This is a genomic window from Streptomyces sp. NRRL WC-3549, assembly GCF_000721935.1.
Lineage (GTDB): Bacteria > Actinomycetota > Actinomycetes > Streptomycetales > Streptomycetaceae > Streptomyces.
The window spans coordinates 292,372-306,902 of the sequence record NZ_KL585414.1; the positions used below are offsets into that span (position 1 = coordinate 292,372).

At 70.6% G+C, this 14,531-nt stretch carries 11 protein-coding genes; 5 read left to right on the forward strand and 6 right to left on the reverse strand.

Annotation, left to right across the window (positions count from 1 at the left end):
- The first annotated feature begins 372 nt into the window (after positions 1-372).
- From IH13_RS0122690 to IH13_RS0122710, 5 genes are all read left to right on the forward strand, one after another.
- A complete protein-coding gene (locus tag IH13_RS0122690; RefSeq protein ID WP_031087258.1) occupies positions 373-567 on the forward strand; it encodes a DUF2795 domain-containing protein in 195 nt (64 codons plus the stop codon).
- A gap of 177 nt (positions 568-744) precedes the next feature.
- Positions 745-3,231 carry a molybdopterin oxidoreductase family protein gene (locus IH13_RS0122695; protein ID WP_031087260.1) on the forward strand — a complete coding sequence of 829 codons (2,487 nt, stop codon included), beginning with the start codon at positions 745-747 and terminating at the stop codon, positions 3,229-3,231.
- Positions 3,228-3,719, forward strand: a complete 492-nt coding sequence (locus IH13_RS0122700) for a hypothetical protein (RefSeq protein ID WP_031087261.1) — start codon at positions 3,228-3,230, stop codon at positions 3,717-3,719. The genes IH13_RS0122695 and IH13_RS0122700 overlap by 4 nt, the downstream gene beginning before the upstream one ends.
- A gap of 118 nt (positions 3,720-3,837) precedes the next feature.
- Positions 3,838-5,559: an aa3-type cytochrome oxidase subunit I gene (gene ctaD / locus IH13_RS0122705; protein WP_031087262.1), complete on the forward strand. Its 1,722-nt coding sequence runs from the start codon at positions 3,838-3,840 to the stop codon at positions 5,557-5,559.
- On the forward strand, positions 5,556-5,945 hold the full coding sequence (locus IH13_RS0122710) for an aa3-type cytochrome oxidase subunit IV (protein ID WP_031087263.1): 390 nt from the start codon (positions 5,556-5,558) through the stop codon (positions 5,943-5,945). Before ctaD ends, IH13_RS0122710 begins: the two co-directional genes overlap by 4 nt.
- Positions 5,946-5,970: 25 nt before the next feature.
- On the opposite strand, the gene IH13_RS0122715 is transcribed toward IH13_RS0122710, so the two are convergent.
- The 6 genes from IH13_RS0122715 to IH13_RS0122740 form a co-directional block, all read right to left on the reverse strand.
- Positions 5,971-7,647: a cytochrome bc1 complex cytochrome b subunit gene (locus IH13_RS0122715; protein WP_234433359.1), complete on the reverse strand. Its 1,677-nt coding sequence runs from the start codon at positions 7,645-7,647 to the stop codon at positions 5,971-5,973.
- A 209-nt stretch (positions 7,648-7,856) separates the two neighbouring features.
- Positions 7,857-9,212, reverse strand: coding sequence for a GH1 family beta-glucosidase (locus IH13_RS0122720; protein ID WP_031087266.1), 1,356 nt, complete (start codon positions 9,210-9,212; stop codon positions 7,857-7,859).
- Between the two features lie 57 nt (positions 9,213-9,269).
- On the reverse strand, positions 9,270-10,109 hold the full coding sequence (locus IH13_RS0122725; RefSeq protein ID WP_031087268.1) for a carbohydrate ABC transporter permease: 840 nt from the start codon (positions 10,107-10,109) through the stop codon (positions 9,270-9,272).
- 28 nt (positions 10,110-10,137) lie between these two features.
- Complete coding sequence (locus IH13_RS0122730) at positions 10,138-11,133, reverse strand: carbohydrate ABC transporter permease (protein ID WP_031087270.1); 996 nt, start codon at positions 11,131-11,133, stop codon at positions 10,138-10,140.
- Between the two features lie 14 nt (positions 11,134-11,147).
- Positions 11,148-12,464 (reverse strand): ABC transporter substrate-binding protein, encoded by a 1,317-nt coding sequence (locus tag IH13_RS0122735; protein WP_031087272.1) that lies wholly within the window; start codon positions 12,462-12,464, stop codon positions 11,148-11,150.
- Positions 12,465-12,888: 424 nt separating this feature from the next.
- Positions 12,889-14,531, reverse strand: a 1,643-nt coding sequence (locus tag IH13_RS0122740) for a discoidin domain-containing protein (RefSeq protein WP_031087274.1), incomplete at its 5' end; no start/stop codon positions are given.

Genomic DNA, 14,531 nt, shown 5'->3' on the forward strand with positions numbered 1-14,531 from the left:
AGCCGGTCCACTGGGTTCTGACGACGACTCGGGCTTCACCGTTCCGCTTCCTTCTCGCACACTTCGCCAACCGCGCCCGGGAGGCCGCTCCCCCTGTCCTCGCGGCTCTTCGGCCCTCGCGGCAGGAGGCGGCGCCTCGTTCCTCTATGGGTACGAAACCCCATGCGGCCCTCACGGGCATCCTGACCGCCACCTGACCGCCGACTCGGGGCGGAAACATCCACGGCGGGCAGAAGTGCGGCCGAGGATCAGGGCCGGGCGGACACCCGGGTCCCACGCCCGGCCCGTACGGTCCGCCGGAGACAGGGCCATCGGGATGACGGTGGGCTACTCAGCGCAGCCGGCCCGGCGCCCCTGGGTATCCGTGGTCACATGACTGTGAACCCCATCGAACTCCAGAAGTGCCTCGGCGGCGTCGGCTACCCGGCGGACAAGCAGCAGATCCTCGACCAGGCGAAACAGCACGGCGCCGGCCGGGACGTCATGGACGCCCTCGGCGCCCTCCCGGAGAAGAGCTACGACTCACCGGCCGACGTGAACAAGGAAGTGGGCAAGGAGGGCCACTGACCGTGCCGGACCCCGGCGGGCCGTTGTGGGCCATCTCCGCCACGACGGCCCGCCGGCGTGCACGGGTGGCCCGTGGTGCGCCGGGACGGCGCTCGGCTTCCCACGGCTCACGCATTCCGTGGAGTCAGGCCCCGGCATCGGGGTACCCGTCAGCGGATCGGCAGACAGGAGTGAGCGATGGAGTCCCCGGTGGACCGGATCGGCGACCCGTGGGGCGGTCGTGTCCCGTACGGGCGGCACGAGCAGTGGCCCGCCCGGGTGGACACCTTCCTCGCCGACGGCGTGGAGCCGGCCATGGTGCAGGAGTGGGTGCAGGCGGCTTCGATCCTTCATTCGGACGGGGACGCCATGGACATCGCCGTCGTCGACGGCCGGATGGCCGGCGTGCGGGGGCGGGCCGACGACCGGGTCAACCGGGGCAGGCTCGGGCCCAAGGACCTGTTCGGCTGGCAGGCCAACTCCTCGCCCGACCGGCTGACCCGGCCGCTGGTGCGTGAGGGCGGCCGGCTGGTGGAGTGTGACTGGGAGACCGCGATGGGCCGCGTCGTAGCCCGCTCACAAGACCTGTTGGAGGAGCGCGGCCCCGGGTCGCTCGCCTTCTACACCTCGGGCCAGCTGTTCCTGGAGGAGTACTACACCCTGGCCGTGCTGGCCCGTGCGGGCATCGGCACCAACCACCTCGACGGCAACACCCGGCTGTGCACCTCCACGGCCGCGGAGGCCCTCAAGGAGTCCTTCGGCTGCGACGGCCAGCCCGGCAGCTACGAGGACATCGACCACGCCGACGTCATCGCCCTCTTCGGCCACAATCTCGCCGAGACCCAGCCGGTGCAGTGGATGCGGATCCTGGACCGGCTGGAGGGCGCGGAGCCCCCGCGGCTCCTCTGCGTGGACCCGCGCCCCACCCGGGTGGCCCGCAGTGCGGCCGTGCACCTCGCCCCACGCCTCGGTACGAACGTCGCCCTGCTCAACGCCCTGCTGCACGAGGTCATCCGGACCGACCGGGTCGATCACGCGTACGTCGAGGCGCACACGGTCGGGTACGAGGAACTCGCCGCTCGGGTCGCGGAGTGCACCCCGGCGTGGGCGGCGGGCATCTGCGACGTCCCGGCCGCCCGGATCGGTGAGGCGGCCGAACTCCTGGGCGGCGCGGACCGGTTGCTCTCCACCGTGCTCCAGGGCGTCTACCAGTCCCACCAGGCCACCGCGGCCGCCGTCCAGGTCAACAACCTGCACCTGATCCGCGGCATGCTGGGGCGTCCGGGCGCCGGCGTCCTGCAGATGAACGGGCAGCCGACCGCCCAGAACACCCGGGAGTGCGGTGCCAACGGCGACCTGCCCGGGTTCCGCAACTGGCAGAACGACGCGCACGTCGCCGACCTGGCCGAGGTGTGGAACGTGGAGCCGGACACGATTCCGCACTACGCGCCGCCGACCCACGCCATGCAGATCTTCCGGTACGCCGAACAGGGCTCGGTCCGGATGCTGTGGATCAGCGGGACCAACCCGGCCGTCTCCCTGCCCGAACTCTCCCGCGTCCGCCGGATCCTCTCCCAGGAGCGGCTCTTCACCGTCGTGCAGGACCTGTTCCTCACCGAGACGGCGCAGCTCGCCGACGTCGTGCTGCCGGCCGCCACCTGGGGCGAGAAGACCGGCACCTTCACCAACGCCGACCGCACCGTGCACCTGTCCGGCAGGGCCGTCGAACCGCCGGGAGAAGCCAGGCCCGACCTCGACATCTTCCTCGACTACGCCCGGCGCATGGACTTCCGCGACAAGGACGGCGGTCCGCTGATCCCGTGGGACGGCCCGGAGTCCGCGTTCGAGGCGTGGAAGCGGTGCAGCGCCGGCCGCCCGTGCGACTACACCGGCCTCACCTACGCGATGCTGCGCGAGCGCGGCGGGATCCAGTGGCCGGTCGACGAACGGGCTCCGGACGGTACCGAACGGCTCTACACCGACGGCATCAGCTGGGCCCACCCCGACGTGTGCGAGAACTACGGCAAGGACCTGGAGACGGGCGCCGCCGACGGCGTGGTGGAGTACCGCTCCCTCAACCCGGACGGCAAGGCCATGATCAAGGCGGCCGGCTATCTGCCGCCCCACGAGATGCCCACCGAGGAGTACCCCTTCCAGCTGACGACCGGACGGACCCTCTACCACTTCCACACCCGCACCAAGACCGGCCGCGCACCACAGCTGAACGACGCGGCTCCGGACGTGTGGGTCGAGATCGGTGCGGCGGACGCCACGGCACGGGACCTCGCCGAGGGCGATCTGGTCGAGGTCCGTTCGCCTCGCGGGGCGCTGCGCGGCCGGCTGCGCGTCACGGGGCTGCGGCCGGGACTGCTGTTCGTGCCGTTCCACTACGGCTACTGGGACACCCCCGCCGGCTCGGGCCCGGACTCCACCACTCCGGGCCGGGCGGCGAACGAGGCGACGATCACCGACTGGGACCCCGCCTCCAAGCAGCCGCTGTTCAAGACGTCCGCGGCGGCCCTCACCCTCGTCGAGCGCGGCAACGGGAGAACGGCCCCGGCCCCCACCACCACCGCGTCGGCTCCGGAGGCCCCCGGGGGTCTCCGGGCGACGACCGGCGGTCCGCGCGCCCACGTGTCGCAGACCCCGGACTCCACGTGGGACACACCGGGAGGCAACCGTTGAACGGCGTCCGGCTCGCTCTGCGCACCCTGCACCACGGCGAACAGCACCTCTGCGACGGGCTGCTGACCGTGGCGGACCGCCACCGCACCGAGCACGAGGTCCACCACGTCGCCCACGACCTCGCCGCCTGGTCCCGGGAACACGTCCGGCGTCTGGCCGAAGCGGCCGCCGGACACGGCCTGGACCTGGACGATCCGGGTGGGGATCCCTCCGGGGGTGTGCTCGGGGCGCTGCGGCGCAAGGCGTCCGAGGTGGTGGGCCGCCGGCCCGAACCCGGACTGCTGCTCCTGCGGGACCTGCGCGACCTCCATCTGGCCGCGACGTACAACTCGCTGCACTGGGAGATGCTGGCGCAGGCCGCACAGGCCACCCGGGACAAGGGGCTGCTGGGCCTCGCCTCCTCCTGCCACCCCCAGGCGCTCCGTCAGATGCGCTGGACGAACACCATGATCAAGAACCTGTCGCCCCAGATCCTGACGAGCCTGTGACACCGGCGTGGCGCGCCGCGCCGGTTACGTACGGCAGCAGGCCGCAATGCGAAGGTTGGCACGGAAGAGGCTGAGTACACCGGTTACGGACGGTTCTCCGGAAGGGCGAAGGGTGTCCATGCGTACGCGGCCGCAGGCCGCACCAGTGAGGGACGGGACCGAGCGGCGGGTCGGGCAGGGCAGGAGGCTGCTGGGTCTGCTCTCGACGACCGATCACAAGCTGATCGGCAACATGTACCTGGCCACCTCGTTCGCGTTCTTCCTGTTCGCCGGCCTGCTGGCGATGCTGATGCGCGCCGAGCTGGCCCGCCCGGGCCTGCAGATCGTCTCCCCCGAGCAGTACAACCAGTTGTTCACCGTGCACGGCACGATCATGATGCTGCTGTTCGCCACGCCGACCTTCACCGGCTTCGCCAACGCGATCATGCCGTTGCAGATCGGCGCGCCCGACGTGGCCTTCCCCCGGCTGAACGCCTTCACCTACTGGGTCTACCTGTTCGGCGGCCTGCTGGTCGTCTCGGGTTTCCTCACGTCGAACGGCGCGGCCTCCTTCGGCTGGTTCGCGTACGCGCCCCTGAACGGTTCCCTCTTCACCCCCGGCACGGGGGCCGACCTCTGGGTCATGGGGCTGGTGGTCTCGGGGCTGAGCACGATCCTCGGGTCGGTCAACTTCATCACCACGATCATCTGCCTGCGCGCTCCCGGCATGACCCTCTTCCGGATGCCGATCTTCACCTGGAACGTGCTGTTCACGTCCATCCTGGCGCTGCTGGCCTTCCCGGTGCTGACGGCCGCGCTGCTCGCGCTGGAGGCGGACAGGAAGTTCGGGGCGCACGTCTTCGACGCGGCCAACGGCGGAGCGCTGCTGTGGCAGCACCTGTTCTGGTTCTTCGGCCATCCGGAGGTGTACATCGTGGCTCTGCCGTTCTTCGGGGTGGTCAGTGAGATCCTCCCGGTGTTCAGCCGGAAGCCGATCTTCGGCTACGTCGGACTGGTCGGCGCCACGATCGCCATCACCGGACTGTCGGCCACCGTGTGGGCGCACCACATGTTCGCCACGGGCTCGGTGCTGCTGCCGTTCTTCTCCCTGATGTCCTTCCTGATCGCCGTGCCCACGGGGGTGAAGTTCTTCAACTGGATCGGGACCATGTGGCACGGCTCCCTGTCGTTCGAGACGCCGATGCTGTGGTCCGTCGGCTTCCTGGTCACCTTCCTGCTCGGCGGACTGACCGGGGTGCTGGTGGCCTCGCCGCCGCTGGACTTCCATCTGACGGACAGCTACTTCGTCGTGGCCCACCTGCACTACGTGCTGTTCGGCACGATCGTCTTCGCCACGTTCGCCGGCTTCTACTTCTGGTGGCCCAAGTTCACCGGGCGGATGCTCGACGAGCGGCTCGGGAAGATGCACTTCTGGACCCTGTTCACCGGCTTCCAGCTCACCTTCCTCGTCCAGCACTGGCTCGGTGAGCAGGGCATGCCGCGCCGGTACGCGGACTACCTGGCCGCCGACGGGTTCACCACCCTCAACACCGTCTCCTCCCTCGGGGCGTTCCTGCTGGGCCTGTCGACGCTGCCGTTCCTGTACAACCTCTACAAGACCCACCGGTACGGCGCGAAGGTGACCTGCGACGACCCCTGGGGCTGGGGGCGCTCCCTGGAGTGGGCCACCAGCTGCCCGCCGCCCCGGCACAACTTCCACGCGCTGCCCCGGATCCGCAGCGACTCCCCCGCCTTCGACCTGCACCACCCCGAGGTACGGGTCGGGTCCGCCCACCCGAGCGCGTCGGCGGGCCACCACTCCACGCCCGACCCCGACACCACACGGCAGGTGACCGGATGAGGAGCGAGGCCTGGCTCTTCACGGGTGTGGCGCTGTTCTTCGCGGTGACCGGCTCGGTCTACGCCGCGTTCTCCACCGATCCGGCCGGCATCGCCGCGCTGCTGGTGTCGTTCCTGATGTCCGCGCTGATCGCCGCGTTCCTCTGGTGGGGTTACGCGAGCGTCGGCCCCCGCCCGGAGGACCGCAAGGACGCCCGAGTACGGGAGGTGGGCGGCAGGCGGGCGTACTTTCCCGCCCGGAGCTACTTCCCCGTCCTCACCGCCGCCGGCACCGCCCTGCTGGGCCTGGGCACCGTCCACGGGCTGTGGCTGTTCCTGATCGGCCTCGGCGTCCTCGTCCCGGGCGTGTTCGGCTTCGTCTTCCAGAACCCGGACCGCACGGACTGAGCCGTACGGCCGGGCCGGACGCCCCTCAGCCGTGCCGGTCGGGGCCGGCCAGGACCTCGGCCGCCTCCCGCTGCTGCTCCTCGGTCATCGGGGGCCGCACCGCGTCCCGGTAGAACCACCGGCTGAGCGCGACCCGCAGCCGGTCGGCGAGGCGTGCGGGGGCCGGGTCGCGCCGGGTGGTGCGCGGGTCCAGCGGCCGGGGCAGGTCCCTGGCCATCAGCACGTACCGCTTCCCGGCGGGGAGACCCTGGTGGCCCGGGTGGTAACCGCCTTCGACGGACTGGCGCACCCCACCGGTCTCCTCGCCCTCCTCCAGGAGGTCCCGGTCCCGGGCCTGGGCGGCGAGGCAGAGCCGGCCCGTCACCAGGAAGGCCACCACCGGGAGCACGAACAGGGCGACACGGAACGTCCAGGTCAGTGCGTGGACGGGCACGTCGAAGACGAAGGCGAGCACGTCCTGGGCGCCGGCGAGCAGCAGCACCGCGTACGCCGTCAGCGCGGCGACGCCCAGCCCGGTGCGGACCGGCCGGTCGCGTGGCCGGTCGCACAGGTGGTGCTCGCCGGTGCCCCGGGTGATCCACCGTTCGAAGAAGGGGTAGGCGTACAGCACGAGGAAGAGGGCGCCCGGCAGGATGACCCCGGGCACCAGAGGGTTCCACATGAGGGTGTGGCCCCACAGCCGGGTCTCCACCCCGGGCATCAGGCGCAGCGCGCCTTCGAGGAAGCCGACGTACCAGTCGGGCTGGGAGCCGGTGGAGACCTGGTCGGGGCGGTAGGGGCCGTAGTCCCAGACCGGGTTGATCTGCGCGACGGCGGCCAGCAGCGTGAGCACGGCGAAGACCAGGAAGAACAGGCCGCCCGACTTCGCCGTGTACTGCGGGTGGAACGGCTTGCCCACCACGTTGCGGCCGGTCCTGCCCGGCCCGGCCCACTGGGTGTGTTTCAGGTGCACGATGAGCAGGAGGTGCAGGCTGACCAGGGCGAGCAGCAGCCCGGGGACGAGCAGGATGTGCACGGGGTAGAGACGGGACACGATGTCCTCCCCGGGGAACTCGCCGCCGAAGACGAAGAAGCTCAGATAGCTGCCGACGACGGGGACCGAGAGCATGATGCCCTGGGCGGTGCGCAGGCCGGTGCCGGACAGCAGGTCGTCGGGGAGCGAGTAGCCGGCGAAGCCCTCCAGCAGGGCCAGGAGGAACATCGTCACGCCCACCACCCAGTTGAGCTCGCGCGGCCTGCGGAACGCGCCGGTGAGGAAGACCCTCAGCAGGTGCGCGCCGATCGAGGCGACGAAGACCAGTGCGCCCCAGTGGTGGATCTGACGGACCAGCAGTCCGCCCCGGACGTCGAAGCTGATGCGCAGGGTGGAGGCGTACGCCTCGGACATCCGCAGGCCGCGCAGGGGGGCGTGGGAACCGTCGTAGACCACTTCGGCCATCGACGGCTCGAAGAACAACGTCAGATAGACGCCGGACAGCAGGAGGACGAGGAAACTGTAGAGCGCCAGCTCGCCCAGCAGGAACGACCAGTGGTCGGGGAACGCCTTGCGCAGCAGCGCACGCCCCGCCTCGGCCAGGGGCAGCCGTGCGTCGAGGGCGTCCACCGCCCCCTTCGCCGTGTGCCGCTTCCCGCTCCTCGGGCGCGCCTTCTCCTTCGCCAGCAGCACCGGTGCGCTCCCTGCCGTCACGTCGTACGCCGTCATGTCCGAGGTAACCCCTACCCCGCCCGGCGCCGACGATCACAGCGTCCGCCCGTGCGCCTGACTCCCGTCGTGTCCTCCCGGCGCCTCGCCGGGAGGGGCCCGCCGCCACGGCGCCGTGACCGGGTTCCGCCCGTCCCTTCGGGACGGACGTGCGCGGCGGGCCGGAGGGGTCACCCTTCCGGCCCGCCGTGCGCACGGGTGACAGGCCGTCAGGCGTGCAGCTCGCGGTGGGCGCGGATGATGCCGGCGTACCGGCGGCCGCTGGTCTTCACGGTGCGCCGCTGCGTCGGGTAGTCGACGTGGACCAGGCCGAAGCGCTTGTCGTAGCCGTAGGCCCATTCGAAGTTGTCCAGCAGCGACCAGGCGTAGTACCCCTCCAGGGGCGCGCCCTTGCGCACGGCACGGGCGCAGGCGGCCAGGTGCTGCTCCAGGTAGCGGGTGCGCTCGGGGTCGTCCACGGCGCCGTCGGGGCCGACGGTGTCGGGGAAGGCCGAGCCGTTCTCGGTGACGTACAGACGGCGTACGCCGTAGTCGTCGGTGAGGCGCATCAGCAGTGCCTCCAGGCCGCCGGCGTCGATCTGCCAGTCCATGCCGGTGCGCTCCACACCGGGCAGGGCGATCTCCCGGGCGTGCGGGACGGGCCCCTGGGGGTCGTCGGCGACGGTGACCGGGAAGTAGTAGTTCAGGCCGTGCCAGTCCAGGGGGGTGGCGATGACGTCCGGGTCGCCGTCGCGTTCGGGCAGCTCGACGCCGTAGAGCTCGCGCATGTCGGCGGGGAAACCCCGGCCGTACACCGGGTCGAGCCACCACCGGTTGGTGTGGCCGTCCATCCGGGCGGCCGCGGCCAGGTCCTCGGGGCGGGAGGAGGCAGCCTCGACGGTGGAGTGGTTGGTGACCAGGCCGATCTCGGCCCCCGGTACGGCGGCGCGGACGGCTTGGGCGGCGAGGCCGTGGCCGAGCAGCAGGTGGTAGGAGGCGCGGACGGCGGCGGTCAGGTCGGTGAGGCCGGGGGCCATCCGGCCTTCCAGGTGGCCGATCCATCCGGAGCACAGGGGTTCGTTGAGCGTGGCCCACCGGGTGACCCGGTCGCCGAGGCGGGCGGCCACCACGGAGGCGTACGCGGCGAGGTGCTCGGCGGTGTCGCGGACGGTCCAGCCGCCCCGGTCCTGGAGCGCCTGGGGCAGGTCCCAGTGGTAGAGGGTGATGTTGGGGGTGATGCCGGCTTCCAGGAGGCCGTCCACCAGCCGGTCGTAGAAGTCGAGGCCCGCCTCGTTGACGGGGCCGTCTCCGGCGGGCAGGACGCGGGGCCAGGCCGTCGACATCCGGTAGGCGCCGGCACCCAGGCGCTTCATCAGCGCGATGTCCTCGGGCCACCGGTGGTAGTGGTCGCACGCCTCGTCGCCGTGGTCGCCGTTCTCGGTCTTGCCGGGGGTGTGCGAGAACGTGTCCCAGATGGAGGGGGAACGGCCGTCCTCGCCCACGGCCCCCTCGATCTGGTACGCGGCCGTCGCGGTGCCCCAGACGAAGTCCCGGGGGAAGGCGGCGAGGTCTATCGGTTCGGACACTGGGTACCTCACAGGTCTGTTCAGCGGGTGGGGGAAGGCTGGGCGCCCGCCGCGGGGCTACTTGACGGCGCCGGCGGTGAGGCCGGTGACGAGGTAGCGCTGGAGCAGCAGGAATCCCGCGACGACGGGCAGGCTCACCACCAGCGAGGCCGCCATGATCTGGTTCCAGTACACGTCGTTCTGCGTGGAGTAGCCCTGCAGGCCGACGGCCAGGGTGCGGGTGGTGTCGTTGGTCATGACGGAGGCGAAGAGGACCTCGCCCCAGGCGGTCATGAACGCGTAGACGGCGACGGCGACGATGCCCGGGGTCGCGGCCGGCACGATGACCCGGAACAGTGCGCCGAACGGGCCGCAGCCGTCCACCTTGGCCGCCTCGTCCAGGTCCCGCGGGACCGAGTCGAAGTACCCGATGAGCATCCAGATGGAGAAGGGGAGGGAGAAGGTGAGGTAGGTGAGGATGAGGCCGCCGCGGGAGCCGAACAGCGCGATGCCGGTGGCGTTGCCGATGTTGACGTAGATGAGGAACAGCGGCAGCAGGAAGAGGATGCCCGGGAACATCTGCGTGGACAGCACGGTGACGGTGAACACGCGCTTGCCGCGGAAGGTGTAGCGGCTGACCGCGTAGGCGGCGAACACCGCGATCACCACGGAGCAGACGGTCGCCGCCCCGGCAACGATCAGCGAGTTGGCGAAGTACCGGGCGAGCGGGACGGTGTCCCAGATGTCGAAGTAGGGGCGGACCGTCAGGCCGGAGGGGATCCACTGGAACTTCCCCGTCACGTCCTCCAGCGGCTTCAGGGAGCTGGTGACCATGACGAAGACCGGCAGCAGGACGAAGACGGTCAGCAGGGTCAGGAAGATCCGCCGGCTCCACAGGAACGACTGCGGGGGTGCCATCGGCGAACGGGACGGCCGGTGGGCGGGGCTAGCCATCGCTGGCCTTCTTTCCTCGGGACGTGAACAGGAGGTAGAGGCCCGTCACCACGAGCAGGAACAGCAGCAGCAGGACGGACATCGCGGAGCCGGCGCCGAAGTTCCAGGTCTGGAAGGAGGACTGGTAGATGTGGATGGAGATCAGGTCGGCCGCCGCCGGCGCGGACTTGCCGAAGAGGACGAACGGCGTGTTGAAGTCGTTGAACGTCCACAGGAACAGCACGAGGACCAGGACCTGGTTGACGGGGCGCAGGGACGGCAGCGTGATGCGGCGGACCTGCTGCCACATGCCCGCGCCGTCGAGCGCGGCGGCCTCGTAGATCTCCCGGGGGATGTTCTGGAGCCCGGCCATCATGATGAGGAAGGCGAACGGCCAGCCCTTCCACACCGACACCACGAGCAGGGCGAAGAAGCTGTTGTCGCCCAGCAGCCAGAACGGAGGGCTGTCCGTGAGGCCCAGCTGGTCGTGGACGACGTGGTTGATGATGCCGTTGTCCCGCTGGAACATGAACGCCCAGGTGATGACGGCGGCGTAGACGGGCAGCGCGTACGGCACGAGGAAGAGCGTGCGCAGGAAGCCCCGGCCGCGGAAGGTCTCCTGCATGAAGACGGCGGCGGCGGTGCCGAGCAGCCCGCACAGGCCCACCGACAGGACCGTGAACAGGCAGGTGACGAGGAACGAGTGCAGCAGCGCCTCGCCCACCGGCGCGTCGAGGTCGACCGAGACGGTGTAGTTGTCGAAGGCGGCCCACGGCGAGGTGGTCCAGTCACGGATGTAGAACTGGGTGAGCTCGCGGAAGCTGACGACCACGCCGATGACCATCGGCACCAGGTGGACCAGCAGTTCGAGGAGGAGGGCGGGGAGCAGCAGCAGGTACGGAAGTCCGATGCGGCGCAGCCGCCCGGAGCGGCGTCTGCGCGGCGCCGCTCCGGGGTCCGTCTTCCGTGCTGTCCGCTCGCCTGTCGCGGGGGCGGCGGTGGTGGTCATGGTGGTGTCCGTGCTCACTTCTTGGGCATCTGCTGCTGGGCCTTTTCGAGCTTGGCCTTGACGGACTCGGTCGTCACCGGGCGGCCGGCGGCGGCGTCGGCGAAAAGCTCCTTGACCGCGGTGCCGACGACCGTCTCGAACTGGGACTCCTCGGGGACCTGCGGCAGGGCGGCGGCGCTGGTGGCGAGGGCCTCGCGCAGCGGGGACAGCGCGAAGGTGCTGAACGCCTCGTCCTCCTGGGCGGCCTTGACCGGCGGGATGGAGCCGTAGGCCTTGTTGAGGAGGACCTGCTCCTCGTCGCTGGTCATGAACTTCACGAACTTCTTGGCACCGTCGATGTTCTTGGTGTTGTTGAAGACGGCCATGTTGATGCCGGCGACCATGGAGTTGACGCCGGTGTCCTGGCCGGGCTTGCCCGACCGGACGGGCGCGGGCGCGACGCCCCACTCCGACTCGTCCATGCCCTGGGACTTGAAGGTGGCGGCCGCGGTCTGCCACAGCACCATCGCCGTCTTGTTCTTGGCGAAGTCGCTGAGGGACTGGTTCTGCGCGTACTCGGCGTTGCCGGGCGCGATGATCTTGTCCTTGGCCATCAGGTCGACGTACTGCTTGACGGCCGCGACCGCCCCCTCGGACGTGAAGTCAGGCTTGCCGTCGGCGGTGAAGAAGTCCGCGCCGTGCTGCTTGCCGAGCACGAAGACCTGGTGGATGTTGTTGGAGAGGTTGGAGCCCTCGGCGCCGAGCGCCCACTTGCCGTCCTTGGACAGCTTCTTGCCGGTCTCGACGAGCTCGTCCCAGGTGGCGGGCGGCTGCTTGATGCCGGCGTCGGCGAACATCTTCTTGTTGTAGTAGAGCGCGTAGGCCATGGAGTAGAGCGGGACGGCGGCCGGCTCCTCGCCCTCGACGCCGGTGGAACCGAGCGCGGAGTCGACGAAGCGGTCCTTGCCGCCGATCGCCTCGAAGTTCTCGGCGTTCCAGGGCAGCAGCGCGCCGCTCGACTGCAGGGAGGCGCTCCAGGTGTTGCCGATGTTCAGGACGTCGGGGCCCTGTCCGGACGTGGTCGCGGTGAGGATGCGGTTCAGCAGATCGCCCCAGGGCACCACCTCCAGCTTGACCTTGATGCCGGTCTCCTTCTCGAACTTGTCGAGTTCCGGCTGGAGGACCTTCTTGTCCACCTCCAGGCTGGCGCCCTGGTTCGAGGCCCAGTACGTGAGGGTCTTGGGCTGCTCGTTGGACCCGCCCGCACCGGAGGACCCACCGCCGCAGGCGGCCGCGGTGAGGACGAGCGAGAGGGTGACGGTGCCGACGGCCGCGGCTCTGATTCTGCGCATGACTCCGGAGGCCTTTCGAAGGGTGGTGAGGGGGCGCCGAGGAGCGGGACCGGAGCAGCGCCCCACGAGCGGCCCCTGAAACCCCTACGGCTTAATTTAGGATGTGAGTTAAACCCCAAGCGAAGGGGCCGTCAAGGGCTTTCGCAGCGGTACGTCGCGTCCGGGAGCTTCGGGAGAGGGGGCCGGGGTGGGGGTTCACGGCGGCCGCACGGCGTGTGACCTGCGGCGCGGGAAGCAGACCGCCGCATTGCAACGGTTGGGTCTCGACGGCCCGTTGAGCCGCACGGCGGCCGACGGCGGCAGGACCGGAGCCCGTCCGCGGGCCGCGGCACCGGCAGGGCGGACAGCACCGAGGGGCGCGCGGCGCGGTGATGCGGCGCACGCCCCCGGTGTTCGGGGGTGCCCTCGCGGGCGCCCCCGGGGGTCAGCTGTAGATGCCGAACTCGTGGAGCGAGTACCCCCATTCCGTGCCGCGGGCCGTCAGCTGGAGTCGTACGTACCGGGCCGTGGCCGCGATGTCGAGCGTGTCGATGTCGCCGTCACCCGAGGTGGTCGTGTGCACGGTGCGCCAGTCGGTGCCGTCGTCGGACACCCGCACCTCGTACGCCTTGGCGTAGGCGGGGTCCCAGACCAGCTGGAGGGTGCGGAAGGCGGTCGGGGCGCCCAGGTCCACCTGGATCCACTGCGGGTCGCTCCAGTCGCTGGCCCAGCGGGTGTCCGCCCGGCCGTCGGTCGCCAGGTCCGGGGTGCAGGGGCAGTCGCCGTAGGACTCCTGGAAGGAGGAGGCCGTGGTGGGCTTGTTCAGCGCGATGTCGGTGCCGTCGACGGGCGGCGCGACGACCTTGACCGACCTGGTCTCGATGCCGGCGTTGCCGTGGCCGTCCTCGGCCTGGATGTACACCTTCCACACGCCGAGCTTCTCGGGCGCGGTGACCGCGAAGGCGCCGTCGCCGGTGGAGCGCCACCGGGCCTCGACGAGCCGGTTGTCGCCGGTGGCGTAGTTGCCGCTGAGGAAGACCTTGTACGTCACCGGGTCGCCGTCCGGGTCCCGTACGTCGGCGCGGACGGTGAACTCCTTGCCGGCGGGCGCGGAGGAGGCCGGGGCGGCCGTCATGCCCGAGATGACGGGCGGGGTGTTGTCCCCGCTCGTCGATCCGGCGTACGCCTTCTTCACCGCGTAGTACGACAGGCGCTTCAGGCCGTCCGGTACCAGGTTGAACCAGACGCCGCCGAAGTCGTGCTCCAGGCCGTAGTGGAAGAGCGTCGCGCCGAGGGCCACGCCCCGGTGCCCGGTGACGCAGTCCCAGGCCTTGGTGTACCCCTCGGCCTTCTGCACGTCGGTGGGTTCGTCGGGCACCCCGTTGGCGTCGTCGGGCACCTCCCACTCACCGGCCGGGCCGCCCTCGGTGATGATGTAGGGCTTGGTGTACCCGCCCGCCTCCCAGGCACCGCGCACGTTGCAGACGTCGCCGTAGGAGTTCATCGAGTACAGGTCGAGGTCGGGGGCGTTGCGCTTGTAGTACGGCCAGGCCCCCGTCCACGCGTCGGTCGAGGTGACCGGGTGGTCCGGGTCGATGGTGTGGATCTTCTTGGCGACGTCGTTGACGAAGCCGGTGTACGCGTCGCGCTGCCGCTCCAGTTCGTCGCCGCCGTAGCAGTTCTGGAGGCCGAGGACGGATTCGTTGCCGACGTTCCACATCAGTACGCCGGGGTGGCTCTTGTAGGCGTCGACCCACTTGGCGAACTCGGTGAGCGAGTCGTTCTTGTACGCCGTGTCGGTCACGTAGTCGACGCAACCGCCGCTGCCGGGGCCGCCGCCGGGCTGGAGCCAGAAGCCGCTGACGACCTTGATGCCGTTGGCCGCGGCCTCGTCGAGCAGGGGCTTGCTGGAGCCGTCGGTGCCCCAGGTGCGGATGGTGTTCACTCCCATGGACCTCAGGTCGGGCAGGTAGCGGCCCGCGTCGGCGACGGAGGGCCCCCAGGTGAGCCCCTTGACCTGGTACGGCCGGCCGTCGACGGTGAGCTGCCAGTCGCCCTGCGAGCCGGTGACGGCGACCTTGCCGCCGG

Excerpts from the sequence above, each read along its gene's own strand:
- IH13_RS0122690 (WP_031087258.1), top strand. The coding sequence starts at position 373 with ATGACTGTGAACCCCATCGAACTCCAGAAGTGCCTCGGCGGCGTCGGC.
- IH13_RS0122695 (WP_031087260.1), top strand. The coding sequence starts at position 745 with ATGGAGTCCCCGGTGGACCGGATCGGCGACCCGTGGGGCGGTCGTGTC.
- ctaD (WP_031087262.1), top strand. The coding sequence starts at position 3,838 with ATGCGTACGCGGCCGCAGGCCGCACCAGTGAGGGACGGGACCGAGCGG.
- IH13_RS0122710 (WP_031087263.1), top strand. The coding sequence starts at position 5,556 with ATGAGGAGCGAGGCCTGGCTCTTCACGGGTGTGGCGCTGTTCTTCGCG.
- IH13_RS0122715 (WP_234433359.1), bottom strand. The coding sequence starts at position 7,647 with ATGACGGCGTACGACGTGACGGCAGGGAGCGCACCGGTGCTGCTGGCG.
- IH13_RS0122725 (WP_031087268.1), bottom strand. The coding sequence starts at position 10,109 with ATGGCACCCCCGCAGTCGTTCCTGTGGAGCCGGCGGATCTTCCTGACC.
- IH13_RS0122730 (WP_031087270.1), bottom strand. The coding sequence starts at position 11,133 with ATGACCACCACCGCCGCCCCCGCGACAGGCGAGCGGACAGCACGGAAG.
- IH13_RS0122735 (WP_031087272.1), bottom strand. The coding sequence starts at position 12,464 with ATGCGCAGAATCAGAGCCGCGGCCGTCGGCACCGTCACCCTCTCGCTC.